Annotated in this window: 24 protein-coding genes; 13 read left to right on the forward strand and 11 right to left on the reverse strand. The window is 70.4% G+C overall.

What is annotated here, in order from left to right:
- Positions 1-122 precede the first annotated feature (122 nt).
- Both LOZ83_RS04495 and LOZ83_RS04500 read left to right on the forward strand, forming a co-directional pair.
- Positions 123-428: a hypothetical protein gene (locus LOZ83_RS04495; protein WP_236788894.1), complete on the forward strand. Its 306-nt coding sequence runs from the start codon at positions 123-125 to the stop codon at positions 426-428.
- Positions 429-458: 30 nt separating this feature from the next.
- Positions 459-734 (forward strand): DUF1905 domain-containing protein, encoded by a 276-nt coding sequence (locus LOZ83_RS04500; protein ID WP_236788895.1) that lies wholly within the window; start codon positions 459-461, stop codon positions 732-734.
- Here the strand turns inward: LOZ83_RS04500 and LOZ83_RS04505 are convergent.
- A complete protein-coding gene (locus LOZ83_RS04505; RefSeq protein WP_236788896.1) occupies positions 715-1,347 on the reverse strand; it encodes a nicotinamide mononucleotide transporter family protein in 633 nt (210 codons plus the stop codon). The two genes, LOZ83_RS04500 and LOZ83_RS04505, sit on opposite strands and share 20 nt — an antisense overlap.
- A gap of 386 nt (positions 1,348-1,733) precedes the next feature.
- On the opposite strand from LOZ83_RS04505, the gene LOZ83_RS04510 reads away from it, so the two are divergent.
- From LOZ83_RS04510 to LOZ83_RS04530, 5 genes are all read left to right on the forward strand, one after another.
- A complete protein-coding gene (locus tag LOZ83_RS04510; RefSeq protein WP_236788897.1) occupies positions 1,734-2,924 on the forward strand; it encodes a CdaR family transcriptional regulator in 1,191 nt (396 codons plus the stop codon).
- A gap of 141 nt (positions 2,925-3,065) precedes the next feature.
- Positions 3,066-3,986: an ACP S-malonyltransferase gene (locus LOZ83_RS04515; protein ID WP_308190186.1), complete on the forward strand. Its 921-nt coding sequence runs from the start codon at positions 3,066-3,068 to the stop codon at positions 3,984-3,986.
- Complete coding sequence (locus LOZ83_RS04520) at positions 3,983-4,957, forward strand: beta-ketoacyl-ACP synthase III (RefSeq protein ID WP_236788899.1); 975 nt, start codon at positions 3,983-3,985, stop codon at positions 4,955-4,957. Before LOZ83_RS04515 ends, LOZ83_RS04520 begins: the two co-directional genes overlap by 4 nt.
- Positions 4,958-5,027: 70 nt before the next feature.
- On the forward strand, positions 5,028-5,273 hold the full coding sequence (locus tag LOZ83_RS04525) for an acyl carrier protein (protein ID WP_139099344.1): 246 nt from the start codon (positions 5,028-5,030) through the stop codon (positions 5,271-5,273).
- A 34-nt stretch (positions 5,274-5,307) separates the two neighbouring features.
- On the forward strand, positions 5,308-6,555 hold the full coding sequence (locus LOZ83_RS04530) for a beta-ketoacyl synthase (protein ID WP_236788900.1): 1,248 nt from the start codon (positions 5,308-5,310) through the stop codon (positions 6,553-6,555).
- A 47-nt stretch (positions 6,556-6,602) separates the two neighbouring features.
- Here the strand turns inward: LOZ83_RS04530 and LOZ83_RS04535 are convergent, their stop codons facing one another.
- The 3 genes from LOZ83_RS04535 to LOZ83_RS04545 all read right to left on the reverse strand — a co-directional run bounded on the left by LOZ83_RS04535 (position 6,603) and on the right by LOZ83_RS04545 (position 9,555).
- On the reverse strand, positions 6,603-7,199 hold the full coding sequence (locus tag LOZ83_RS04535) for a hypothetical protein (protein WP_236788901.1): 597 nt from the start codon (positions 7,197-7,199) through the stop codon (positions 6,603-6,605).
- A 169-nt stretch (positions 7,200-7,368) separates the two neighbouring features.
- The gene (locus tag LOZ83_RS04540; RefSeq protein WP_236788902.1) at positions 7,369-7,872 is read right to left on the reverse strand and encodes a DUF3145 domain-containing protein; all 504 of its coding nucleotides are present in this window, start codon (positions 7,870-7,872) and stop codon (positions 7,369-7,371) included.
- A gap of 210 nt (positions 7,873-8,082) precedes the next feature.
- Positions 8,083-9,555, reverse strand: coding sequence for a S8 family serine peptidase (locus LOZ83_RS04545; protein ID WP_236788903.1), 1,473 nt, complete (start codon positions 9,553-9,555; stop codon positions 8,083-8,085).
- 196 nt (positions 9,556-9,751) lie between these two features.
- On the opposite strand from LOZ83_RS04545, the gene LOZ83_RS04550 reads away from it, so the two are divergent.
- Positions 9,752-11,161, forward strand: a complete 1,410-nt coding sequence (locus tag LOZ83_RS04550) for a hypothetical protein (protein ID WP_236788904.1) — start codon at positions 9,752-9,754, stop codon at positions 11,159-11,161.
- A 14-nt stretch (positions 11,162-11,175) separates the two neighbouring features.
- On the opposite strand, the gene LOZ83_RS04555 is transcribed toward LOZ83_RS04550, so the two are convergent.
- Positions 11,176-12,570 carry an NAD(P)/FAD-dependent oxidoreductase gene (locus tag LOZ83_RS04555; RefSeq protein WP_236788905.1) on the reverse strand — a complete coding sequence of 465 codons (1,395 nt, stop codon included), beginning with the start codon at positions 12,568-12,570 and terminating at the stop codon, positions 11,176-11,178.
- Between the two features lie 83 nt (positions 12,571-12,653).
- Between LOZ83_RS04555 and LOZ83_RS04560 the strand changes: the two genes are divergently transcribed.
- Positions 12,654-13,370: an Lsr2 family protein gene (locus tag LOZ83_RS04560; RefSeq protein ID WP_236788906.1), complete on the forward strand. Its 717-nt coding sequence runs from the start codon at positions 12,654-12,656 to the stop codon at positions 13,368-13,370.
- A 33-nt stretch (positions 13,371-13,403) separates the two neighbouring features.
- Here LOZ83_RS04560 and LOZ83_RS04565 read toward each other — a convergent pair whose 3' ends face one another.
- The 5 genes from LOZ83_RS04565 to LOZ83_RS04585 all read right to left on the reverse strand — a co-directional run bounded on the left by LOZ83_RS04565 (position 13,404) and on the right by LOZ83_RS04585 (position 18,738).
- On the reverse strand, positions 13,404-14,786 hold the full coding sequence (locus LOZ83_RS04565; RefSeq protein ID WP_236788907.1) for an NAD(P)(+) transhydrogenase (Re/Si-specific) subunit beta: 1,383 nt from the start codon (positions 14,784-14,786) through the stop codon (positions 13,404-13,406).
- The gene (locus LOZ83_RS04570) at positions 14,783-15,076 is read right to left on the reverse strand and encodes an NAD(P) transhydrogenase subunit alpha (protein ID WP_236788908.1); all 294 of its coding nucleotides are present in this window, start codon (positions 15,074-15,076) and stop codon (positions 14,783-14,785) included. Before LOZ83_RS04570 ends, LOZ83_RS04565 begins: the two co-directional genes overlap by 4 nt.
- A complete protein-coding gene (locus LOZ83_RS04575; RefSeq protein WP_236788909.1) occupies positions 15,076-16,173 on the reverse strand; it encodes a Re/Si-specific NAD(P)(+) transhydrogenase subunit alpha in 1,098 nt (365 codons plus the stop codon). The genes LOZ83_RS04570 and LOZ83_RS04575 overlap by 1 nt, the downstream gene beginning before the upstream one ends.
- A gap of 161 nt (positions 16,174-16,334) precedes the next feature.
- Entirely contained in the window at positions 16,335-17,663 is a 1,329-nt protein-coding gene (locus LOZ83_RS04580) for an NtaA/DmoA family FMN-dependent monooxygenase (RefSeq protein ID WP_236788910.1), read from the reverse strand.
- A 10-nt stretch (positions 17,664-17,673) separates the two neighbouring features.
- Positions 17,674-18,738: an LLM class flavin-dependent oxidoreductase gene (locus tag LOZ83_RS04585; protein WP_236788911.1), complete on the reverse strand. Its 1,065-nt coding sequence runs from the start codon at positions 18,736-18,738 to the stop codon at positions 17,674-17,676.
- 125 nt (positions 18,739-18,863) lie between these two features.
- Here LOZ83_RS04585 and LOZ83_RS04590 point away from each other — a divergent pair, with 125 nt between their 5' ends.
- Genes LOZ83_RS04590 through LOZ83_RS04605 form a run of 4 tightly spaced genes read left to right on the forward strand, consistent with a single transcriptional unit; the run spans position 18,864 to position 22,256 of the window.
- Positions 18,864-20,111, forward strand: a complete 1,248-nt coding sequence (locus LOZ83_RS04590) for a sensor histidine kinase (protein WP_236788912.1) — start codon at positions 18,864-18,866, stop codon at positions 20,109-20,111.
- Positions 20,111-20,755 carry a response regulator transcription factor gene (locus LOZ83_RS04595; protein ID WP_236788913.1) on the forward strand — a complete coding sequence of 215 codons (645 nt, stop codon included), beginning with the start codon at positions 20,111-20,113 and terminating at the stop codon, positions 20,753-20,755. Before LOZ83_RS04590 ends, LOZ83_RS04595 begins: the two co-directional genes overlap by 1 nt.
- Positions 20,755-21,174, forward strand: coding sequence for a YjbQ family protein (locus LOZ83_RS04600; RefSeq protein ID WP_236788914.1), 420 nt, complete (start codon positions 20,755-20,757; stop codon positions 21,172-21,174). Before LOZ83_RS04595 ends, LOZ83_RS04600 begins: the two co-directional genes overlap by 1 nt.
- Positions 21,175-21,209: 35 nt before the next feature.
- Positions 21,210-22,256, forward strand: coding sequence for a LuxR C-terminal-related transcriptional regulator (locus LOZ83_RS04605; protein ID WP_236788915.1), 1,047 nt, complete (start codon positions 21,210-21,212; stop codon positions 22,254-22,256).
- Here LOZ83_RS04605 and LOZ83_RS04610 read toward each other — a convergent pair.
- Positions 22,191-24,140, reverse strand: coding sequence for a sialidase family protein (locus tag LOZ83_RS04610; RefSeq protein WP_236788916.1), 1,950 nt, complete (start codon positions 24,138-24,140; stop codon positions 22,191-22,193). The two genes, LOZ83_RS04605 and LOZ83_RS04610, sit on opposite strands and share 66 nt — an antisense overlap.
- Positions 24,141-24,168 lie beyond the last annotated feature (28 nt).

Consider the following 24,168-nt stretch of genomic DNA (forward strand, 5'->3'; position numbering starts at 1 on the left):
CAGCTCCTGGTGGGGGGCCGGAACGGTTCCGGCCGGAATGTCTGCCGCAGCTGTGAGAACGAGAAAACCCCAGGATGCCGAAGACCGTCGGCAAGGATTGAACCGAGTTCGGCCACGCGCCGTTGAGCTGCGGCGGTCATCCCCGCGGCATCGGCCAGCTGGTCCTTCGTGCGCTGTTCCGGTTGTTCTCGCACGGCTTGCGCGTCAGCACGTTGTTGAGCGCGTGCGGCTCGCTCCTGCTCGCGAATGGCGCGTTGCAGGTCCAGCTGTGCTTGCTTGATTTGCCGCTGTCGTTCGCGCTCGCCGCGGACGCTCCGCATCGCGTGCGCAGCGGTGGCACTGCCGGCGAGGGGTTGCTAGCGGTGACGTACCTAATCGTGGTCGGGCAGGGCACGGTCCTCAGCGGCATGCTGCCCTGCGGCCGATGAGTTCCCGGCGGCCGCGGGGTCTGTCGTGGCATGAGTGACTTGGACAAGAGATTCACCGCGACCCTGCTGAAGAGCCCGAACGAGGGCGGCTGGACCTACGTCGTGATGCCCGGCTCAGCCGCGTTCTTCGGCACGCGGGGGCTGGTCAAGGTCCGCGGCACCATCGACGGGCTGCCGTTCCGCAGCTCGTTCATGGCGCTCGGCGACGGCACCCACAAGCTGCCGGTGAAGGCCGGCGTCCGGCGCGCGCTCGGCAAGCAGGCCGGCGCCGACGTGGAGATCCACCTCACCGAGCGGCTGGACTGACCGCCGCCCGCGCCCGCCGCGCCGACCGGGTCCAGCTCCACCAGCCGTGGATCACCAGCGCCGCGAACACCACGTAGATCGCCGCGGAGAAGTACAGCCCGGACGCGATCTGCAGCGGGACCCCGATCGCGTCCACCACCAGCCACACCAGCCAGAACTCCACCAGCCCCAGCCCCTGCGCGCCGAACGCGACCAGCGTGCCGACGAAGATGGCCGCGTCCGGCCACGGCGCCCACGACGCGTTCAGCGCCTGCAGCACCAAAGCCATCGCCACCGTGCCGACGCCGAACACCCCGGCCATCCCCAGCCGCTCGACGAGCCTGCCCTGCCGCACCACCACGCCGTATACCGGATCCTTGCGGCGCGTCCACGCCCACCAGCCGTAGAGCGAGATGAGCAGAATCGCCACCTGACGCGACGCCAGCCCACCCAGATGCGCCGACGTGTACACCGCGAACAGCAACACGGTCGCACCGACCTGCACCGGCCACGTCCACAACGTCCGGCGCTCGGCAAGGAAAACCACCGCGAGCGCGCAGATCTGCCCGGCCAGCTCGGCGATCGAGATCCACTGGCCGAAGACGGTCACACCGTGCTGCAGCAAGAAGTTCACACGAACATCAACTCGGCCGAAACGGCCAAGATTCCCCACCCACGGTAACTGTCGATCTCCACCCGCTGACCTGCGCCGCACGATTGGGTGAGTGGGGTAGCCAACGAAGATCCACAAGGTCCATAGTGGACTTACCGGTGGGGACCGGGGAGATGAGGCCGCTCGGGGATTCGATGAACCGAATCACCGGGCGGCCTCGCATATTCGCCCCTCTGTTCGCGCTGGCGCGCTCCCATCGGGGCGAGTCCGCGTAATTCTTGGGGGGCCGAGCCCCCCAAACCCCCGCGGTGCGAGCTCCTCCGGACCCAGCGTGGTTTCGTGAGCAGTCACCAGCGCTGGGCGCGTACCGCATGGACCATGCATTGGCGTCGTACCATCGGGGGGTTATGACGCAGACCAGTGCTCGGCCCTTGAAGAAGCATCATGGGCTTTCCGCGAAGACGTTGCGGGGGTTGGAGCGGGCGTCGGGGCGGCTGGCGTCGGCGAGCGTCGCCGCCATGGAACAACGGCTGCCCTGGTTCAAACGCCTCCCCGCCGACCAGCGCGCCAGCGTCCTGATGATCACCCAGACCGGCGCCGCCGGATTCGTCGACTGGCTCCGCGACTCCCAGGAAGCGCTCAAACTCACCAGCGAGGCCTTCCGCAGCGCCCCCCAGGAACTCTCCCGCTGGATCAGCCTCCGCCAGGCCGTCGGCCTCGTCCGGATGGCCATCGAGGTCTTCGAGGACGAACTACCCGCGTTCGCCGCCGACGACACCGAACGCGCCGCGCTCATCGAGGGAATCCTCCGCTACGGCCGCGAAATCGCCTTCGCCACCGCCAACTCCTACGCCGCCGCCGCCGAAGCGCGCGGCGCGTGGGACGCCCGCCTCGAAGCGCTCGTCGTCGACGGGATCGTCCGTGGCGACGCCGAAGAATCCGTCCTGTCCCGCGCCTCCGCGTTGGGCTGGGACCCCGCCGCGAAAGCCACCGTCGTCACCGGCAGCCCCAGCTCCGACGACCCGCCGACCGTCGTGTTCGAAGTCCGGCGCCTCGCCGCCCGCCTCGGCCGGCCGGTGCTGCTGAGCGTGCAGGGCTCACGGCTCATCGTCGTCGCCGGCGGCGAGGAGGACGGCATCGGCAAACTCTCCGTCGCCTTCGGGGACGGACCCGTCGTCGCCGGGCCCACCGTCGCCAACCTCGGCGACGCCCACCGCAGCGCGGCCGAGGCGCTCTCCGGGCTGCGCGCCGTCGTCGGCTGGCCCGGCGCGCCCCGCCCGGTCCGGTCCGCCGACCTGCTGCCCGAGCGCGCGCTGTCCGGGGACGCCGAAGCCGAACGCCTGCTCATCGAGGAAATCGCGCAACCACTGGAAAACGCCGGGGACACCGTGCTGCGCACCGTCGAGGCGTACCTGGAATCCGGCGGCGTGCTCGAAACCTGCGCCAAGACACTGTTCGTGCACCCCAACACCGTTCGCTACCGGCTGCGCCGCGCCACCGAACTGACCGGCCGCAACGCCACCGACCCACGTGACGCACTGGTGATGCGCGTCGCGCTGATGATCGGCAGGCTCGCCCGCGCCCGCGGTATCTGGTGACCGAAGTCACGCAAGCCACTGCCCGAACCATACAAGACCTTCTCGCTCCTTACCGACAACCGGTCAGGATGTTTGGAGGGTTTCCACAAATTCGCCGCGCGGACTTGGTGAGTCGCAGCATCCCGGTCATGGCCACGGACCGTGTTCCCTGTAGCAGTGACAGCTCTCCTCGCCCCCGGACAGGGGTCCCAGGCCCCAGGCATGTTCACTCCCTGGCTCGAGCTCGGCGGCACCCGCGAGAAGCTGCGACGCTGGTCCGACCGCGCCGGACTCGATCTCGTGCACCTGGGCACCGAGGCGGACGCCGAGACGATCCAGGACACGGCCATCGCCCAGCCGCTGATCGTCGCGCTGTCGCTGCTGGCCTTCGAGGAGCTGCACAACGTGCCGGCCGACGCGCCGGTGGCCGGGCATTCGGTCGGTGAGCTGGCGGCCGCCGCCATCGCCGGGGTGCTGTCCGCCGAGGACGCCGTCGCGCTCGCCGCCGTTCGCGGCGCCGAGATGGCGAAGGCCTGCGCGGCCGAGCCCACCAGCATGGCCGCCGTCATGCTCGGCGAGCCGGAGCAGGTCGTGACCTGGCTCGAGGACAACGGCCTGACCGCCGCGAACCGCAACGGCGCCGGCCAGATCGTCGCCTCCGGCGCCGCGGCCGCCATCGAGCACATCATCGCCGAACCCCTGGCCGGCACGAAGGTGCGCGCGCTCAAGGTCGCGGGCGCCTTCCACACGCCGTACATGGCCGCGGCGGAGGACGCGCTGCGCGCACACGCCGCGTCGATCACCCCGAACGACCCGACCCGCCCGCTGCTGTCCAACGCCGACGGCGCGGTCGTCACCAGCGGCGCGGAGTACCTGGAGCGCCTCGTCGAGCAGGTCACCCGCCCGGTGCGCTGGGACCTGACGATGGACGGGCTGATGGGTCTGAGCGTCACCGGGACCGTCGAGCTGCCGCCGGCCGGGACACTCACCGGGCTGGTCAAGCGCCAGCTCAAGGGCACCGTCACCACCACTGTCGCGTGCAAGACCCCGGCGGACCTGCCGGCTGCCGAGGAGGTTCTGTGAGCACGTTGCGCGTCAAGCAGGGTCCCGCCGCCACCCGCGTGCTCGGGGTGGGCAGCTACCAGCCCGAGCGGGTCGTCACCAACGACGACCTGTCCGAGACCATGGACACCAACGACAAGTGGATCCGCGATCGGGTCGGCATCATCGAGCGCCGGTTCGCCGAGAAGGACGAGCTGCTGGTCGACATGGCCGTCACGGCCGGTGCCGCCGCGCTCGCCGACGCCGCGCTCGAACCGTCCGAAGTGGACACCGTGATCGTGCCGAACTGCACGATGCCCGCCCCCATCCCGAACGCGGCCGCGCAGGTGGCCGACCGGATCGGGGTCAAGGCCGCCGGTGCCTTCGACCTCAACGCCGCGTGCGCCGGGTTCTGCTACGGCCTCGGCATCGCCTCCGACCTCATCCGCGCCGGCTCCGCGCGCAAGGTGCTCGTGGTCGGGGCGGAAAAACTCACCGACGTGGTGGACCCGACCGACCGCTCGAACGCGATCATCTTCGCCGACGGCGCGGGCGCCGCCGTGGTCGGGCCGTCGGACGAGCCGGGCATCGGGCCGGTGGCCTGGGGCAGCGCGGGCGACCTGGTCGACACGATCTACATGCGCGATCACCGGTACCTCTACCAGGAGGGCCAGGCGGTGTTCCGCTGGGCGACCACCCAGATCGCCCCGATCGCGCTCAAAGCGCTGGAGCTGGCCGGGCTGACACCGTCCGATGTGGACGCACTGATCCCGCACCAGGCCAACCTCCGCATCGTGGAAGCGATCGCGAAGAAGCTGCGCGCCGGCGGCGCGCGCGAGGACATGGCCGTGGCCGACGACATCAAGTACTCGGGCAACACCTCTTCGGCCTCGATCCCGATCGCGCTGGACCACATGCGCAAGGCGGGCACGGTGAAGAGCGGTGACGTGGTGCTGATGGTCGGTTTCGGCGCCGGACTGTCCTACGCCGGACAGGTCGTCATCTGCCCGTGATACCACTTACCCCGGCGGGCACCCGCCCGTCGGGGTGGAAGACCCCGAAAACCAGAAAGGGAAACCAACAGTGGCGGACAAAGAAGAGATCCTCGCCGGCCTCGCCGAGATCGTGGAGGAGGTCGCCGGTGTCGCGCAGGACGACGTGAGCTCGGAGAAGTCGTTCGTCGACGACCTGGACATCGACTCGCTGTCGATGGTCGAGATCGCGGTGCAGGCCGAGGACAAGTTCGGGGTGAAGATCCCGGACGACGAGCTCGCCAACCTCAAGACCGTGGGTGACGCCGTCGACTACGTCGCGGCCAACTCGAAGTAAGCATTCTCTGAACACGATTCCTCGGGGAGAGTTCATGAGCAACATCGATGTCGTGATCACCGGACTCGGTGCGACCACGCCACTCGGTGGAAACGTCGCGTCCACCTGGGACGGTCTGCTCGCCGGCCGCAGCGGCATCCGCCGGATCGAGGCCGACTGGGTCGAGCGGTTCGATCTGCCCGTGAAGATCGCCGCGACCCTCGCCGAGGAACCGACAGAGACCCTGCCGCGTGTGCAGGCACGCCGGCTGGACCGGTGTGAGCAGATCGCTGTCATCGCCGCACGGCAGGCGTGGGCGGACGCCGGGTTCACGGAGCCGACGGACGAGCACACCGACGTCGAGCCCGAGCGGCTCGGCGTGTCCATCGGCACCGGGATCGGCGGTCCGATCACCCTGCTGTCGCAGGACGATCTGCTGGAGGAGCACGGCATCCGCAAGGTGTCGCCGCTGACCGTGCCCATGCTGATGCCCAACGGTCCGGCCGCTCAGGTCAGCATCGAGCTGAGGGCCCGCGCCGGAGTGCACTCGCCGGCGTCGGCGTGTGCCTCCGGTGCGGAGGGCATCGCGAACGGGTTCCAGATGATCCAGAACGGGCGGGCCGACGTGGTGGTCGCGGGCGGCACGGAAGCCTGCATCATGCCGATCACGATCGCCGGGTTCGCCCAGGCGCGCACCGTGTCCACGAACAACGACGACCCGGAGCACGCGTCACGCCCGTTCGACACCGCGCGGGACGGGTTCGTCCTCGGCGAGGGTTCGGGTGTGGTGGTCCTCGAGCGCGCGGACCGCGCGAGGGCGCGCGGCGCCAAGATCTACGGCCGGCTCGCCGGCTACGGGATCACCTCCGACGCCTACCACATCACCGGCAACCACCCCGAAGGCATCGGGCAGATCGCGGCCATCACCAACGCGATCCAGATGGCCGGGCTGACCAGCGCCGACATCCAGCACGTCAACGCGCACGCCACCGCCACGACGGTCGGCGACATCGGCGAGGCGGCCGCGATCCGCAAGGCGATCGGCACGCACGCGGTGGTCACGGCGCCGAAGGGCGCGCTGGGGCACCTCGTCGGCGGCGCCGGCGCGGTCGAAGGCATCGCGACGCTGCTGTCGATCTACCACGGCCTCGTGCCGGCCACCCGGAACCTGGAGAACCTCGACCCGAAGGTCGACCTCGACGTGGTGTCCGGCGAGCCGCGCAAGGGCGATTACACCGCGGCGATCAGCAACTCGTTCGGTTTCGGCGGGCACAACACGGCGCTGCTGTTCACGGCCGCGTAGTTCGTTCGTTCAGCGAATCGGCCGGTTCCGTCGGGGGACCGGCCGTTTCAGCATCTGGCGGCTTCCGGGGTCGTGTAGCCGGCGACCGTGTCGACCCGCCAGTGGCCCGATTCGAGCGTGATCGGCAGCGTCAGCTTCCAGTGCACGCACGAGGCGCCGGGCAGTTCCTGGGGCGCGGCCTTCGGGTCCTGGACGCTCGTGAAGCCCACCAGCACGCGCAGGTCCTGTTCGGACACCGCGTCGATCCGGTAGACGAGGATGCTGCCGTCCTTCGTGGACAGGTAGTCCTGCTGCCAGGCCGGGCGTGACTTCGCCAGGATCCGGGCCCTGGTGACCGTCGTCTTCCACTGCTCGTAGTCGCGGTTGTTGATCGAGTCGAAGTACGTTTGCAGCAGCTGCCGGATCACCTCGTGCTGCGGATGCGCGGCCGCGTCCGGGGTCAGCTCCACGGTGCCCGGGCCCGGCTGCTGCGCGAGCGGGCGCGCGGTGGTGCTCGGCAGGGCGAGGATGGCGTCCGGCTGCGGATCCGGCACGCGGTAGAACTCCCTGGCCAGCAGCCCGCCCCCGACCATCAGGGAGACGACCACGATCACGGCGGGCAGCAACCAGCGCTGGGGACTCGGTGAGGCCGGCACAGCTGACACATCGGCAGCCTAGTAGGCGCCGTTAACTCACGCTGAGCAACCGGTGAACTCGCCCGCCACGTCATCGCGAATGTCGGACTCACCGTCCCGAACGTACGACTCGCGGGACCGCGCGCGAGTCCGACGCTCGCGACGCCGAGTCCGACGTTGGGGACAGCGAGTTCTGCGCTCAGCCCACGCGGTGCAGCCAGGTGACGGGGGCGCCGTCGCCGGCGTGGCGGAAGGGTTCGAGGGCTTCGTCCCAGTTGGCGGCCAGCAGCTCGTCGAGGCGGTGCGCGAAGGCCTCGCCCGCGCGGGCCTGGCTCACCAGGGCGCGCAGCTGGTCCTCACCCACCACGATGTCGCCGTTGGCGCTGGTCCGCCCGTGCCACAGGCCGAGCCCGGGCGCGTAGCAGTACCGTTCGCCGTCAACCCCGGGACTGGGGTCCTCGGTGACCTCGAAGCGCAGCATCGGCCACGCCTTCAGGCCGGCGACCAGTTTCCCGGCGGTGCCTGCGGGCGCGGTCCAGCCGCACTCGGCGCGGAGCTGTCCTGGCGCGGCGGGCTGCGCCGTCCACTTCAGATCCACTCGGGTACCCAGGGTGCCCGAAATAGCCCACTCGACGTGCGGGCAAACCGCAGACGGCGACGAGTGGACGTACACCACACCACGGGTGTTTCCACGGGTGCTCACTGCTGACCTCCGCTACTCGACGAGGGGCGTCTTCCCCTACGACCTCGCGAGCCTCGGTTGCCGTGCACTCATGACGTGGCTTAGCACATTGTGCACTGCGATCACCTGTTTGGCCACATGAACCTCAGGCGTCGCAGGCTTCACCGCCGTACGGGGCATCCCCGGCACCCGGAAATGCCCCGCACAGCAAGCATTCGTACGCGGAGCGTGCTACCCGGCGGCACCGAGTGACCGGGCGGCCGCGACCGTGTCGACGAGTCCGGTTCCCTTGTCGTAGCTGGAAGTGTAGGGACCGACCGGCTGGTACGGGGCCCCGTTCGCGTACTTGTGCGCGGTCGCCTTGATGGCGTTTTCGATCTGCCCCGGCGTCGCGCCCGGGTCCGCCTGGAACAGCTGCGCGACGATTCCGGTGATCTGCGGGGTCGCCATCGACGTCCCGCTGATCACGTTGTAGGTCCCGATGTCCAGCGCGCCTGGGCCGTTCTCCGGCTGCCCCCCTTCGGAACAGATGAGCAGATACGGCCGGCACGAGGACAGGATGTTCTCGCCGGGCGCCGACACGTCGGGCCAGGTGGCCGAATTGCTCGCCAGGCCACGGGAAGAGAAGTCCGACACCACGCCGTCGCGGGTCCCGGTGCCCTGGTCGTTGTAGGACGCCACCGAAATGATGCCGGGGGTCGGGTCCTGGCCGGGCGGGTTGGACAGGTCCGCCGACCCGTCGCCGCCGTCGTTTCCGTTGGCCCACACCGTGACCACGCCCTCGGCCGCGAGCGCGCGCTGCAGCTGGACCGTGGCCGAGCTCGGGTCGAAGGCACCGCCGCCGCTGGGGCCGTAGGAATTGTTGATCACTTTGATCGGCGGGCAGGTCGACGCCGGGACGCCCGCGCCGCACGGCGCGTTGTGGTTCTCCAGCACCCAGTTCAGCGCCGCGTCGGTGCCGAGCACGAGGATCGCCAGCCCGGTCGAGATCGCGACGATCTTCGAGCCGGGCGCGGAACCGCCGACCTTCGAACCGTCGGGCAGGGTGAACGCGTTGCCCGCCGCGATCCCGGTGACGTGCGTGCCGTGCCCGCCCAGCGACGTGGTGTCGGTGTCGACCGAGGTCGGCACGTCGAGGAGACACGACGTGCCGGTGCCGGCGGTGCACACGCTCTTCAGGCTGCGCACGACCCGGGTCTTGCCGTCGGCCTGGAACGCCGGGTGCGTCGGGTCGACCCCGGTGTCGATGATCGCGATCGAGACACCGCTGCCGTCGAGGGCCTTGCCGTTGGCGCCGGTGAGCGTGGTGCGGGCTTCGGCACTGCGCGTGGCCACCGTGCCCGAGCTGCCGTGCGTGGCGAGCTTGTCGTTGTTCTCCAGGTAGGTGACACCCGCCATTCGCCGGGCCGCCTTCACCTGCGCGGCCGTGCCCCGCGCGGCGACCACACCGATCTTGGCGAACTTCGTGATCTCGGTCAGCCCGGCCTGCTTGACCGCCCGCTCGGCGGTGGCGACGGTGCGCGCGTGCACCAGTGTGGTCACCTGGGTGGACGTGGAAGCCTTGCCCAGCAAGGTGTTCAGCGTGCGCGAGACCGGGGCGAGCGGTCCCGCGGCATCGGCGGCCGGGGCCAGGGTGAGCAGGGGTAGGACGAGCACGGCGGCGATCGCGGACGATCGTCGCCACCGTGGTGGGCTCCAGCGCATCGGCATCTCCTCGGTCGGGCAGCGGCCAGCAGGGGGTTACCTACTAACGAGTTACACACGTAAGAGTGATGACCCTCACGGATAATGACGCCTGGGCGGAGAGTGCCTGGGATTTTCACACCGCCGGTCCCACCGACCCGGCTGATACCCGCGCGCTAGCGTGTGCACCCAGCAGCCACTGTTCTGGGAGGTTCAGGTGCGGCTAGTCCGCCTCGGGCAACAGCCGTCTCGCGTCGCCGACGACATCCGCGCGGCACTGGCCTCACTCGGCCGGGGCGCGACCGTCGTCGGCGGGGTCGCGCTCGTCGGGGTGCGCCCGATGCCGTCGGTCCGCAGCGTCGACGCGGTGGTCGTGCTCCCGCGCGGCGTCCTGCTCGTGCTCGGCGTCGACCTGCCCGATCCGGCGATGAAGCTCGAGGCACCGCTCACCGGCCCTTGGAAGGCGGACGGGTGGCTGCTGCCCGTGCCGGACAAGGAGGTCAACCCGGCGACGCCGAAGCTCGCGCTCGCCGAGTCGATCACCAAGCACCTGCGCCCCAGCGTGCCGGCCGCGTTGCCCATCGGGACGATCCTCGCGGTGGGCCCGTTCGTCGATCAGGTCGACCAGCCGCCCACGGATGTCACGGGCCCGGTGCGCGTGCTGCATCCGACGGCGACCCACATGCTCGCCGCGACCGTCTCGCTCGCCGCCGCGCCGCAGCCGTGTTCGGTCGAGGAAGCCCAGGCGCTGCTCAAGGTCCTCGCCCCGGAGGCGCCGGCGCTGTCGGACGAGATCCTGGCCGCGGAGGGTTTCGCCGTGACGCCACGGGAAACGACCGAGAAGATCGAACCGCCGTCGCCGGACACGACGGAGAAGATGGACTCGCCGACACCGGCGAAGGCCGAGAAGAAGGTGCCGCCGCCGGCCCCGGTGACGATCACGCCGCCGCCGGCACCGAGGCTGGTGACCCGGGTTCCGCCGCCCCCGCCCCCGATCGAGGTGACCATGCCGGTCCCGCGGATCACGGCGGCGGTGCCGATCCACGCGCCGGAGGCGAAGTCGCGGACGGTGCGCTGGCTGCCGTTCGCCGCGCTCGGGCTGCTGGCCGTGTTGCTCGTGACCGCGATCGTGCTCGCGACGACGAGCGGCGAGGCGCCACAGACCGCGCCGCCGCCATCGCCGCCACAGGTCGTCGACGGTATCTCGCTCATCCAGCGTGCCGCCGCGACCGACAGCAAGTGCGCCGCGCACGCGGTCGGCGATCTGCAGGCGAGCCTGCAGAAGACGCCGTGCGTGACGATGCAGCGCGCCAGCTTCGAGGGCACGGTGAACGGGAAACCGGTGGCGGTCTCGGTCGCGATCGTGACCTTCCGCGACCCGGAGACGGCGTCCGCGTTCAAGAAGACCGCGGACACCCCGGGCGGCGGGGGCGTGACCGACCTCGCCGGAGAGACCGGGAAATGGCCCCGCACACCGCATTTCGACGGCACGGCGGCGTACGTCGGCGTGGTGAGCGGGACCGAGGTGCGGCTGGCGCTCGCGGCCTGGTTCGACCAGCCGTCGACCGCCGACGACCCGGCCCTGCTGCGGGCAGCGCAGGCCGGGGTGGCGGCGAAGATCTCCTAGCGTCGGGCTAGCGGTCAGAGCCCGTAAGCCTCCAAGAGCCGCAGCCAGACTTCGCTGATGGTGGGGAACGACGGGACGGCGTGCCAGAGGCGATGCAAGGGCACTTCCCCGACGATGGCGATCGTCGCGGAGTGCAGCAGGTCGGCGACGTCCTGGCCGACGAACGTGACGCCCACGAGCACCTCGCGCTCGGTGTCCACCACGATCCGCGCCTTGCCCTGGTACCCGTCCGCGTGCAGTGACGAGCCCGCGACCGCGATGTCGATATCGACCGCGCGGTGCGGTTTCCCTTCCTCCGGCGACGCGAGGCCGACCGAGGCCACCTCCGGATCGGTGAACACGACCTGCGGGACGGCATAGTGATCGGCCGTACTCGTGTACGGGCTCCACGGCGATTCACCGACCGGTCTGCCCGCCGCTTTCGCGGTGATCACGTCGGCCGCGACGCGGGCGGCGTACTTGCCCTGATGGGTCAGCGGCGCCCGGCCCGTCACATCGCCGGCCGCGTACAGCCACTCACCGTCCACATCGGACACCACTCCGCTGTCGGCGGTGGTGAGCGTCGAACCCGCCTTGAGCCCGACGGACTCCAGGCCGAGGTCGTCGGTGCCGGGGCGGCGGCCGGTGGCGACGAGCAGCTTGTCGGCCGTGAGCGTCTCGCCGCCGGTCAGCTCCAGCCGGGCGGCTCCGTCCACTTCGGAGGCCGCGACGAGACCGGAGTTCGCGTGCACCCGCACCCCGTCCTCGATCAGCCCTTCGACGACGAGGTCGCCCGCGAAATCCGGATACTTCGGCAGCGGGCGAGCGCCGGTGATGATGAGATCCACCCGCGAACCAAACCGGGCCCACGCCTGCGCCATCTCGACGCCGACCACCCCGCCGCCGAGCACCGCGAGCCTGCCGGGTACCTCACTGGCCGACGTGGCTTCACGCGAACCCCACACGGAGATCTCGTCCAGCCCGGGGATGTCGGGAATCCTCGGCACGCTGCCCGTGCAGACGACCACGGCGTGGGTCGCGCGCAGCACGTGCTCACCGTCCACTGTGACCTGTCGCTCACCGGTGATCCGCGCGTGCCCGCGGCGGGTCTCGATACCGGCGCCGTGTGCCCACTCGACCTGACCCGAGTCGTCGCCCTTGCCGGTGAAATAGTCACGACGCTCGAACACTTTCGCCGGGTCGAGCGCGCCGCCCACCTGCACGCCGGGCAGCCGCCGCGCCGCGGCGAGCGCGTTTCCCGGACGCAACAAGGCTTTGCTCGGGACACACGCCCAGAACGAGCACTCACCACCGAATCGTTCGTGGTCCACCAGCACGGTTTTCAGCCCGCCGCGCACGGCCCGCGCCGCCGCGTTCTCCCCCACCGGGCCGCCGCCGATCACCACCACGTCGAAAGTTTCATCGGTCATCCGCCCAGCGCACACCAGGCAGGCGCGGCACGCAAGCGGGGGGAGGTATTCTCACCGCAGCAATTCGAGTACGGGAGGTATCGGTGGCCAAGAACACCGCGGTGCAGTTACTGGACGACCTGAATGGCGAGCCGGCTCAGGAGCAGGTGCGGTTCGGGCTGGACGGCGTCGACTACGACATCGACCTCTCCGACGACAACGCGGAAGTTCTGCGGGAGATCCTGGCGCGCTACGTCGAGCACGGCCGGCGCACCGGTGGCCGCAAGCGCGCGACGCGCCGTCTCGGACCGCCCACCCGCGGCCGCAAGAAGCCGGCGAATTCCCGTGCGGCGACGCAGAAAACAGCGGAAGCGCCGGCCACCCGCAAGCGCGCGGCCACGAAGGCGACGGCCCCGGCGAAGACGACGGCGCCCGCGAAGGCCGCTCCCGCCAAGGCTGCTCCGGCCAAGGCCGCGCCGGCGAAACCGGCCGCCAAGAAGCCGGCCGCCGCGAAGACCACGACCACGAAGAAGGCGGCCCCCGCGAAATCGGCGCCCGCCAAGAGCACGGCGGCGAAATCGACGGCCAAGGCGAGCACCGCGAAATCGCGCACGGCGAAGACCACCGCCACGAAGCCGGCGGCGACGAAATCGACCGCCGCGAAATCGACGGCGGCCGAGAAGTCCACCGCTTCGAAGCCCGCCGCCGCCAAGGCGAGCGCGAAGAAGCCCGCCGCCGCCAAGAAGACGTCGGCCGCCGAGAAGGCACCGCGCAGGTCCACCCGCAAGGCGCCGCCGGTCGTGTTCTCCAACCCCGAATAGGCCCGGGCAGTCAAGTCCGGCCAATCGGCGCTCTCAGAGATTCTTCAACTCTTCGACGATCTCTCCGACGGAGGACTTGGCGTCGCCGAAGAGCATGCTCGTTCGTGGTTCGTAGAAAAGGTCGTTGTCGATTCCGGCGAAACCCGAGCTCATCGACCTTTTCAGCACGATGACCGATCGGCTCGCGCTCACGTCGAGGATCGGCATACCGTAGATCGGGGAGCCCGGATCGGTGCGGGCGGCGGGATTCGTCACGTCGTTCGCGCCGATCACCAGCGCCACATCGGTTTGCGGGAACTCGGAATTGATCTCGTCCATTTCCTTCAGCTGCTCATAGGGCACGTCCGCCTCGGCGAGCAGCACGTTCATGTGCCCGGGCATCCGGCCCGCGACCGGATGAATCGCATAAGCGACGGAAATCCCTTTCGCCTCCAGCAGCTGAGCCATTTCCCGGACGGCGTGCTGTGCCTGCGCGACGGCCATGCCGTACCCGGGCACCACGACGATGTTCGTCGCGTAGGCCATCTGGATCGCGGTGTCGGCCGCGGTGGTGCTGCGGACCGGACGCGCTTCCTTCGTGCCCGATGGGAGCGCCGTCGTGCCGCCGAACCCGCCGGCGGCGATCGCCGGGATCGAGCGGTTCATCGCCTTCGCCATCAGGTTCGTCAGAATCGACCCCGAGGCACCGACGATCATGCCGGCCACGATCAGCGCCGTGTTGTCCAGCGCCAGGCCCATCGCCGCGGCGGACAGCCCGGTGCACGCGTTGAGCAGCGAGATGACCACCGGCATGTCGGCGCCGCCGATCGGCAGCACCACCATCACGCCGAGCACCGCGGCCGCGAGCAGCACCACGATCATCAGGATTTCGGCGTCGCTACCCGCGATGATCGCCACCGCGGCGGCGATCGCGACCAGCAGCAGCACGATGTTCGCCGGTTGTTGCAGCTGCCGCAAGGTGATCGGCCGGCCCGGCAGGATCTCCTGCAACTTGCCGAACGCGATGAGCGAGCCCCAGAACGAGATCGAGCCGATGAGCGCGGCGAACAGCGACGCGATCGCGACATAGAGCGGCTCGGCCGCGTAGCCGCCGGTGGTGCGGAACTCGACCCATGCGATGAGCGCGACCGCGCCGCCGCCGACCCCGTTGAACAGCGCGACCATCTGCGGCATCGCGGTCATCTTGACCCGGCGCGCCGCGGGCACTCCGACGAGCGCGCCGAGCACGATGCCGAGCGCGATCAGCACCCAGTTGCTCATCCCGGGCGTGAGCAGGGTGGCGACCACGGCGATGCCCATGCCGGTGGCGGCGATCCAGTTGCCGCGGACCGCGGTGCGCGGGCCGGTCAGTCCCATCAGCCCGTAGATGAACAGGGCGAACGCGATGATGTAGAGGACTCCGATGAGGTTCGTCATTCGGGGTCCTTCTTCTTGTGGCCCTTGAACATCGAGAGCATCCGGTCGGTGACGAGGAACCCGCCGACGATGTTGATGGTGCCGAACGCGATGGCGATCACCAGCAGGACCTTGTTCAGCACCCCGTCCGCGCCGAGGCCGAGCACGATCAGCCCGCCGAGCAGCACGATGCCGTGAATGGCGTTGGTGCCCGACATCAGCGGCGTGTGCAACGTGTTGGGCACCTTGGAGATCACGGCGAAGCCGACGAATCCGGCGAGCACGAGCACAGCCAGGCTTTCCACGAGCATCAGGACGCTCCCCTCTCCCGGCCGGCGACGCACGCGCCGGCGATGATCTCGTCCGAGAAGTCGAGTGCGAGCTCGCCGTCGGCGTCCACCAGCAGCTCGACCAGTTCGGTCAGGTTCCGGGCATAGAGTTCGCTGGCGTGGCCGGGCATTTCGGCGGCCAGGTTCAGCGGCGAGCAGATCGTGACGTCGTGCGCGACGATCTCCTTGCCCGGTTCGGTCAGCTCGCAGTTCCCGCCGGACTCGCCGGCCATGTCGACGACGACGCTGCCCGCCGGCATCCCGCGGACGGCTTCGGCGGTGACGAGTGTGGGCGCGCGGCGGCCGGGCACGAGTGCGGTGGTGATGACGGCGTCGAACTGCGTCGTCGCTTCGGTCAGCCTGCGCTGCTGTTCGGCGCGTTCGTCCTCGGTCAGCTCGCGGGCGTACCCGCCTTCGCCGGCGGCTTCGATCCCCAGGTCGAGCCAGCTCGCGCCGACGGACCGGACCTGCTCGGCGACCTCCGGCCGCACGTCGTACCCGGTCGTCCGCGAGCCGAGGCGTTTCGCCGTCGCCAGTGCCTGCAGGCCCGCGACACCGACGCCGAGCACGAGCACCTTGGCGGGCGGCACGGTGCCGGCCGCGGTGGTGAGCATCGGGAAGAACCGGGGCAGCCGCTCGGCGGCGAGCAGCACGGCCCGGTAGCCGGCGACGCTGCTCTGCGAGGACAACGCGTCCATCGCCTGCGCGCGGGTGATCCGGGGAATGGCCTCCATCGCGAACGCCGTCACCCCGGCCTTTTCGAGCGCGGCGATACCGTCCACATCGGACCGTGGTTTGAGGAAGCCGATCAGCACCGCGCCGGGTTTGAGCCGGGCGACCTCGGCGGGTGCCGGCGGCGCGACCTTGAGCACGAGATCGGCCTGCCAGGCGTGCCCGATCTCGGCCCCGGCCTCCTCGAACACCTCGTCCGCGAGGAACACGCCTTCGCCCGCACCGGATTCGACGACGACACGCAGCTTGCGCCGGATCAGCCTGCCGACCAGCTTCGGCACCAGCGCCACCCGTCGTTCACCCGGCGACGATTCGCGGACGACACCGACCGAAAGCGGTTCGACCACGCTGCACCACCTCCTCGCTGAGGGCCGGGAGATCGTCCCCGCGCTATCAGCAAAGGTCCAGCGGCACGGTCCGTCAAGAGCCGAAGCTCGGCGTCGCGAGTGTCGGACTCGGCGTCGCGAGTGTCGGACTCGCGGTCGTGAGTGTCGGACTCGCGGGGGGGTTACGGGATGCCGAGGTGGTCGCGCAGGGTCGGGCCGCTGTACTCGGTGCGGAAGACGCCGCGTTCCTGCAGCAGCGGCACGACCTTGTCGGCGAACGGGTCGAGGCCGCCGGGCGTCACGTGCGGGACGAGGATGAACCCGTCGCAGGCGTCGGACTGGACGAGATCGTCGATCGACTCGGCGACCGTCCGCGGCGAGCCGATGAACGTCTGCCGCGCCTGGATCTGGATCATCAGCTCCCGGATCGACAGGTTCTTCTCCGCCGCCAGCGCCCGCCACTGCTTCGCGGTGTCCAGCGGGTCCCGGTACATCCGCGTCTGGGCCCGGCCCTTCGCGATCGTGTGCTCACCGACCAGCGGGTCCACCTCGGGCAGCGGGCCGTCCGGGTCGTACGCCGACAGGTCGCGGTTCCACACCTGCTCCAGGAACCTGATCGCGGTCTGCCCGCTGACCTGCTGATGCCGCACGACATCCGCGAGTTCCTGGGCCTCCGCGTCGGTGTCGCCGAGCACGAACGTCGCCGCCGGCAGCACGACCAGATCCGAGCGCTCGCGGCCGTACTTCGCGAGCCTGCCCTTGACGTCGGCATAGAACTGCTGCCCGGCCTCCTTCGTGCCGTGGCGGGTGAAGATCGCGTCCGCGGTCGCGGCGGCGAACTCGCGGCCCTCCTCGGAGTCCCCGGCCTGCAGGATCACCGGTCGCCCCTGCGGGCCGCGCGGCACGGTGAACCGGCCGTGGATGTCGAACTGCTCGTCGTGCCGCTCGAACGCGCCGACGTCCGCGCGCGCCACGAACCGGCCGGATTCCTTGTCCGCCAGCACATCCCCGGCACGCCACGAGTCGAACAGCTCCGCCGCGGTCTCGAGGAAACGCTTCGCGCGCACGTATCGCTGGTCCTCGGGCAGGTACCCGCCGCGGCGGAAGTTCTCGCCGGTGAAGGCGTCCCACGACGTGACGACGTTCCAGCCGGCCCGCCCGGCGGACAGGTGGTCGAGGCTCGCGAACTGGCGCGCGACCTCGTACGGCTCGTTGAACGTGGAGTTGATCGTGCCGGTCAGGCCGAGCCGGTCGGTCACCGCCGCGAGCGCGGCGAGCACGGCGAACGTGTCCGGCCGCCCGACCACGTCGAGGTCGTAGATCCGGCCGCCCTGCTCGCGCAGCCGCAGGCCCTCGGCGAGGAAGAAGAAGTCGAACTTGGCCCGCTCGGCGGTCTGCGCGAGGTGGACGAACGAGCTGAACTCGATGTGGCTCCCGGCTTCCGGGTCGCTCCACACGGTCGTGTTGTTGACGCCGGGAAAGTGCGCTGCGAGGTGAATCTGCTTCGGCATCTTGAGACTCCTAGGCGGCGTAACGGTTTGCCGGGCGGTCGAGGCCGAGCAGGCCCCGCAGGGTGTTCGCTTCGTATTCGCGGCGGAACGCGCCACGCCGTTGCAGTTCGGGCACCAGGCCCCGGGTGATCGCGGTCAGGTCGTGCGGGAGCACGGCCGGGCGCAGCCGGTAGCCGAACGCGCCGTGGTCGAGCAGCCGGTCCGCCAGCTGCGCCGGGGTGCCGACGAAGATCTCCGCGTCGGACCTGTATTCCGCACCGGCGATCGCGTCCAGCCGTGCCTTCCGTTCTTCGGCCTCCTGTTCGCTGTCGCCGAAGAACACCACCAGATCCGTGAACACGAGCGGGCCCTGCACTGGCGCCTCCGGCTCGGTCACGAACACGACGTCGGCGCTCCGCTCCGCGAGCCGGTACGCGACCGGCACGTGCGCGAGCACCGCGACCGGGGGTTGGCCCTGCGGTGGCCGCGGGGTGATCGACGGGCCCTTGACGCTGAAGAACCGGCCCTCGAAATCGATGTAGTGCAGCTTGTCGCGGTCGACGAACCGGCCGGTGGCGGCGTCCCGGATCTCGGCGTCGTCCTCCCAGCTGTCCCAGAGCCGCCGGACGACCTCGACGTAGTCCGCGGCCTCGTCGAACAGCTCCTCGTGCGCGGGCACCTGGCGGCGGCCGAAGTGGTCGGATTCGCTCTGTTGAGCCGAAATCCGCACCCGGACACCGCCCCGCCCGCTGCTGACGTAGTCGAGCGTCGCGATGGCTTTCGAGATGTGGAACGGTTCGGTGTGCGTCGTGACAATGGTCGGGATGAAGCCGAGATGCCGGGTCAGCGGCGCGATTCGCGACGCGATCAGCACCGCATCGAGCCGCCCTTGCACCCGGTCGGTCCGGTCGGTCTGCGGGCCCAGGGAATCCTCGATCGTGACGAAGTCCAGCAGGCCGCGCTCGGCTTCGGCCGCGAGATCGGCCCAGTACCGGGCCGTGAACAGCTCGCCGGGCCGGGCGTCCGGCGCACGCCACGCGGCCGGATGCCAGCCGGCTCCGTCGAGAGCGGCGGCGAGGCGGAGATTCTGGGGCATGCCTGATCCTTTCGCCGGACGGGTCCTCCCCTGATTCAAGCGATCCGCCGGACTCCGGTATTTCCGTACCAAAGTGTGGGAAAACCGGATAGGCGGGCCGGCCGCGGCCAGGGCAAGCTGAGGCCGTGAACAGCACTCTTCCGCGCCTTTTCGCCGCACTGCGCAGCCGGCAGTTCCGGGGCGAACTGGTCTGGGTGCTGTTCGGTTTCCCGCCGACCCTCCTGTTCGTCGTCGTGCTGCTCGTCTGGCTGGTACTGGGCATCGGGCTGTCCCCGCTGTTCCTCGGCGTCCTGCTGGCGGCGGGTGCGCTGCTCACGATGCGCAAGCTCGGCGGGCTGCACCGGCGGCTCGCCCGCGCCCTGCTGGACGCCCAGGTCTCCGACCCACCGGCACCGGTCATGCGGCCGGGGCTGTGGGGCTGGCTGCGGGCCCGGATCGGCGATCCGGTGGCCTGGCGGTCGTTCGGCTACCTGCTCGTGCGGCTACCGCTGTCGCTGCTGAACCTGACGGTCGCGGGCGCGTTGCTGATGTACGGCCTGGGCTGCCTCAGCTATCCGTTCTACTACTTCGCGACCGGCGGGAACATGCTGCCGATCTTCAGCATCCACACCTCCACCTGGCCGGCGTCCATCCCGGTCGGGGCGCTCGGCGCGGTGCTCGTGCTCGCGACGCCGTGGGTGCTGCACGGCCTGACGGCGATGGACCGGGTGCTCGTGTTCAGCCTGCTGGGCCCGACGACGCTCAGCGAACGGGTCCGCGACCTGGAGGAGAGCCGCGCGAACGCGATCGAGGACGCGACCGTCCGGCTGCGGCGGATCGAACGCGATCTGCACGACGGCGCGCAGGCGCAACTGGTGGCGCTGGCGATGAAACTCGGGATCGCGCGGGACGAACTGGAGAATGGCGACGCCGATCTCGGCGGCGTCCGGAAGCTGGTGGACGCCGCGCACGGCGACGCGAAGCAAGCGCTTGCGGAGCTGCGTGACCTGGCCCGCGGCATCCGGCCACCGGCCCTGGACGCGGGCCTCGACGTCGCGCTCACGACGCTGGCCGCGCGCAGCGCCGTGGACGTGCGGCTGCGGGTCGACCTGCCGGAACGGCCGTCACCGGCGATCGAGACGCTGCTCTACTTCACCGCGGCCGAGCTGTTGACCAACGCCGTCAAGCACGGCGGCGCGCCGGTCGTGCACCTCGACGTGACCGCGGCCCGGCTGACCGTCACCGACGAGGGCACGGGCGGCGCGCGGATCGTGCGCGGCGGCGGCCTGGCCGGGGTCGCCGAGCGGCTCGGTACCGTGGACGGGCGGCTGGATATCGACAGCCCGCCGGGTGGTCCGACGGTGATCACCGCACATGTGCTGGGGGGTGGATAGTGCGGATCGTGGTGGCCGAGGACTCGGCGATCCTGCGCGCGGGACTGGTGGAGCTGCTCACGTTGCGGGGGCACGACGTGGTCGCCGAGGTGAAGGACGCCGAGGCGTTGCGCCGCGCGGTGGCCGAACACAGCCCGGACGTGTCCATTGTGGACATCCGGATGCCGCCGTCGTTCACCGACGAGGGCCTGCGCGCGACGCTCGATCTGCGCCGGGCCGACCCGTCGCGGCCGGTTCTGCTGTTCTCCCAGTATGTCGAGACCGCCTATGCCGCCGAACTGCTGGCCGACCGGGCCGGCGGAGTGGGGTACCTGCTCAAGGACCGGGTCGCCGACGTGTCGGACTTCCTCGACGCGCTGCGCCGGGTCGCCGCCGGGGAGACCGTGCTGGACCCGGAAGTGGTGAGCCAGTTGTTCGGCGCCACCAGGAAAACCGCGGCGCTGGACCGGCTGACCGGCCGGGAACGCGAGGTACTCGGGCTGATGGCAGAAGGCCGGTCGAACGCCGCGATCGCCGGGAAGTTGTTCCTGTCCGCGGGTTCGGTGGAGAAGTACGTGACCCGGCTGTTCGACAAACTCGGCCTGCCACCGTCCGAAGAGGACAATCGACGGGTGCTCGCCGTGCTGAGGTATCTGGAGTCGTAATGCTTTCCGAAGAGATCGAGGTCCGCACCGGCAATTCGCCCGTGGTGCACGACCTCACCAGGCAGGCCGAGTCGTTCCTCGCCGGAGCCGGCGCCGAGGACGGGCTGCTGCACGTGTGGGTCCCGCATGCCACCGCCGGGCTGGCGGTGCTCGAGACCGGCGCGGGCAGCGACGACGACCTGCTCGCCGCGATCGACGAGCTGCTGCCGCGGGACGACCGCTGGCGTCACCGGCACGGCAGCGGCGGGCACGGCCGCGATCACGTGCTGCCCGCCTTCCTTCCGCCGTATGCCAGCGTTCCGGTGCTCGGCGGCGTGCTCGCGCTCGGCACCTGGCAGTCGATCTGTTTGGTCGATACCAATGTCGACAACCCGGTGCGGAAGGTTCGGTTCAGCTTTCTCGCCGGGGAAGCGCCGTAACATCGCCGACATGCGCCGGTGCTGAGATCATCCGCATGCTCGAAGCACTGGGACTGGGCGCCGCCGAGGAAGCGGTGCTGGGTTCGCTCGTCGACTACCGGTCGCGGCCGGGTTCGATCGCGGCCGCGACCGGCCTGCCGCTCGCGGAGGTCGAGTCGATTCTGCGGACCCTGCTGGCGAAACAGCTGATCAGCCGCAACGGTGAGGAGTACGCGCCCGCGCCGCCGGACGTGAGCCTCGGTCCGTTGCTGGTGCGGGAGCAGGCCGAACTGGAGGTGGCCCGCGCCGCGATCACCACGCTGGCCGAGCGGTACCGGGACGGCGCCCGCCGCCGGGACCCGGCCCAGCTGGTCGAGGTGATCATCGGCGCGGACGCGATCCGCGGGCAGGCGCTTTCGCTGCAGCGGAACGCCCGCGAGGAGATGCTGTGGTTCTGCCGCGGCGGGGCGATCGCACTAGAATCCTCGGAGAACATCGAGGAGTTCCGGGCGCTCGAACGCGGTGTGCGGTACCGCGTCCTGTACGAGAACTCCTGGCTCGAAGGGCCGGGCGCGATGGAGAGCCTCATCGAAGGAATACGCGCGGGCGAGATCGCCAGGACGACGCCGACGCTGCCCATCCGGCTCGCCGTGTCGGACCGGTCGGTCGCGCTGTGCCCTCTACCGGTCGACGAGACGACCGGTGAGCCGACGGCCGCGCTGATCCTGGGCAGCAGCCTGCTCGTCGCACTCATCGCGCTGTTCGACAGCTACTGGGAACGGGGCGCGCCGGTCCGCATCGACGGCACCACGGGCGTGCCGCTGAGCGCCGAGGAGCGGCAACTGCTTTCGCTGCTGGTAAGCGGTATCGGGGACAAGTCGATCGCAAAGGCGCTGCAGGTCAGCCTCCGCACCGTGCAGCGGCGGGTGCAGGAGATGATGCTGCGCGCCAACGCGCGGAGCCGGATGCAGCTGGCCTGGCAGGCGAGCAAGCTCGGTTGGCTCGACGGTGCCGGGGGCCCGGCACCGTCGAGTGCCTCAACTCAGTGGCACGCGGTACACGCCGCCACGGGTTCCGGCGAACAGCCAACGGCCGTCGCCTGAGGCCGCCAGCGAACGCACGTCCTGGTCGGGCAGCGACGCGGACATGCTCGCCCAGTGCAGACCACCATCGGTACTACGGAACACCCCCTGGCCGGGCTCGTAGTAGTCACGGGTTGCGGCGAAGATCGCCCCGCGCGCACCGAACACGACAGAGCCGTAGGTCGCCATCGGCAGCCGGGCCGCCTCGGCGAACGTCTTTCCGCCGTCACGGCTGACCTTGATGAACCCATGACCCGCGGCGACGACGTGCCGTGGGTCGGCGGGGTCGACCGCGACGGACGAGACTTCGTCGCCGTCGAGGATCCGGCTCGTCGTGATCCCGCCGTCCGTGCTGCGGTAGAGCCCGCCCCCGTCGCCGATCCACAGCGTGTGTTTGCCGTCCGTGGCAAGGGAACTCACGCCGAGGAACTCCGGGTGGTCGTAGAACGTGAACGTGCTGCCGCTGTCGTCGCTGACGTAGACGCCGGCCCGCACCGAGCTTCCCGCGTACACCCGCTTCGGGTTGGCCGGGTCCACCGCGATCGAGGTCGCATGGCCCGGCAGCATGGTCAGCGGCTCCCAGGTGGCGCCGGCGTCGCGACTGCGTTCCACCGCGAAGCAGTCCTGTCCGCAGAAGGCGTTGCGCACGCGGAGCAGGGCCCCGCCGGGCAGGTTGGCGAACGCCTGGATCGTGTTCCCGATCGTCGGCGGCGCGTCGGCATCCCTTTTCTGGCCCCATTCCTGGTACCCCAGTGGCGGCCGCGGCAGGACGGCCGCGGTCGAGGTGTAGGTACCGGTCATGGTGCCCGCGACGAGTGCCGGGCCGGCCATCGCGAGCGACTGCACGTTGCCGCCGGGAAAACCGATGCGCTGGAAGCCGAGCACGTCACGGGTGGTGTAGATGCCGGCGGGCCCCGAGATGACCTGTTCCTGCGGCCGGTCGGGAAAGTTCCCGATATCGGTGACGACGTCGACCTTCGAGATCAGGCCCGGCCGGTCGCGCCAGGTCCGGCCCTGGTCGCCGGAAATCCAGAAGTCCTTGGCCCCGGTCGCATCCTGGGACGGCGCAATGGTCTGGACCTCGATGTCGCCGGTCGCGGTCACCCCGGCGTAGGTGAGCGCGTCGGCGTCATCCCACGGACCGCGCAGCACATGCCAGTGGCGCCCGCCGTCCGTGGACAGCAGCCCGCCCCCGCCGATGAGGGTCGACGCCACGGCCACCGGACCGCGGGCCGACACCCGGGTCATCGCGGCGGCGACGTGGACGGGCACCGGGTTCGAAATCCTGGGCCGGGTAAACGCGTCCTCGATCCGGTAGAGCCCGGACTCCGCGGTGACGAGGAGGGCGCCGTCGGACAGGGCGATCCGGCTGACCCCGGCCGGCGCGTCCGGCAGCTGATTCCAGCGCCGCCCGCCGTCGTAGCCGGCGTACACCCCGGCATTCCCGGCGGCGAGCACCTGCCGGCCGGACGGGGACACGACGACGTCGTTCACCGGGGCCGTGCTGTTCAGCACCGGCTGGAACGTCTGCGCGCCGTCCTCGCTGCGGTAGACGAGACCGGTGTTCGTGCCCAGGTCGGTCGCCGCCGCGTAGACCACCTTCGCGTTCCCGGGGTCGGCCGCGATCCGGTTCACGATGACGTTCGGCCCGCCCAGTCTCGTTCCCGGCAGCCAGGTCAGGCCATGGTCGTCGGTGCGGTAGACGCGCGGGACGCCCTCGGGCACGGCGTACATCCGGGACGGCATCGCGGCGGTGAACGCGATCTGGCCGCCCAGGTCGTTCGGACCGATCAGCTGCCAGCCGGGCACCTCGGCCTGTGCGGGGTTACCGCCGACCGGCAGCACGGTCGCCGCCAGGACGAGGCCCAGCGCGACCGCGACCCGGTTCCAAGATCTCCGTTTCATCGGCACAGCATCGGGGGAACCGGGCACC

Source organism: Amycolatopsis sp. GM8, assembly GCF_021653975.1.
In the GTDB taxonomy this organism is placed as follows: Bacteria; Actinomycetota; Actinomycetes; order Mycobacteriales; family Pseudonocardiaceae; genus Amycolatopsis_E.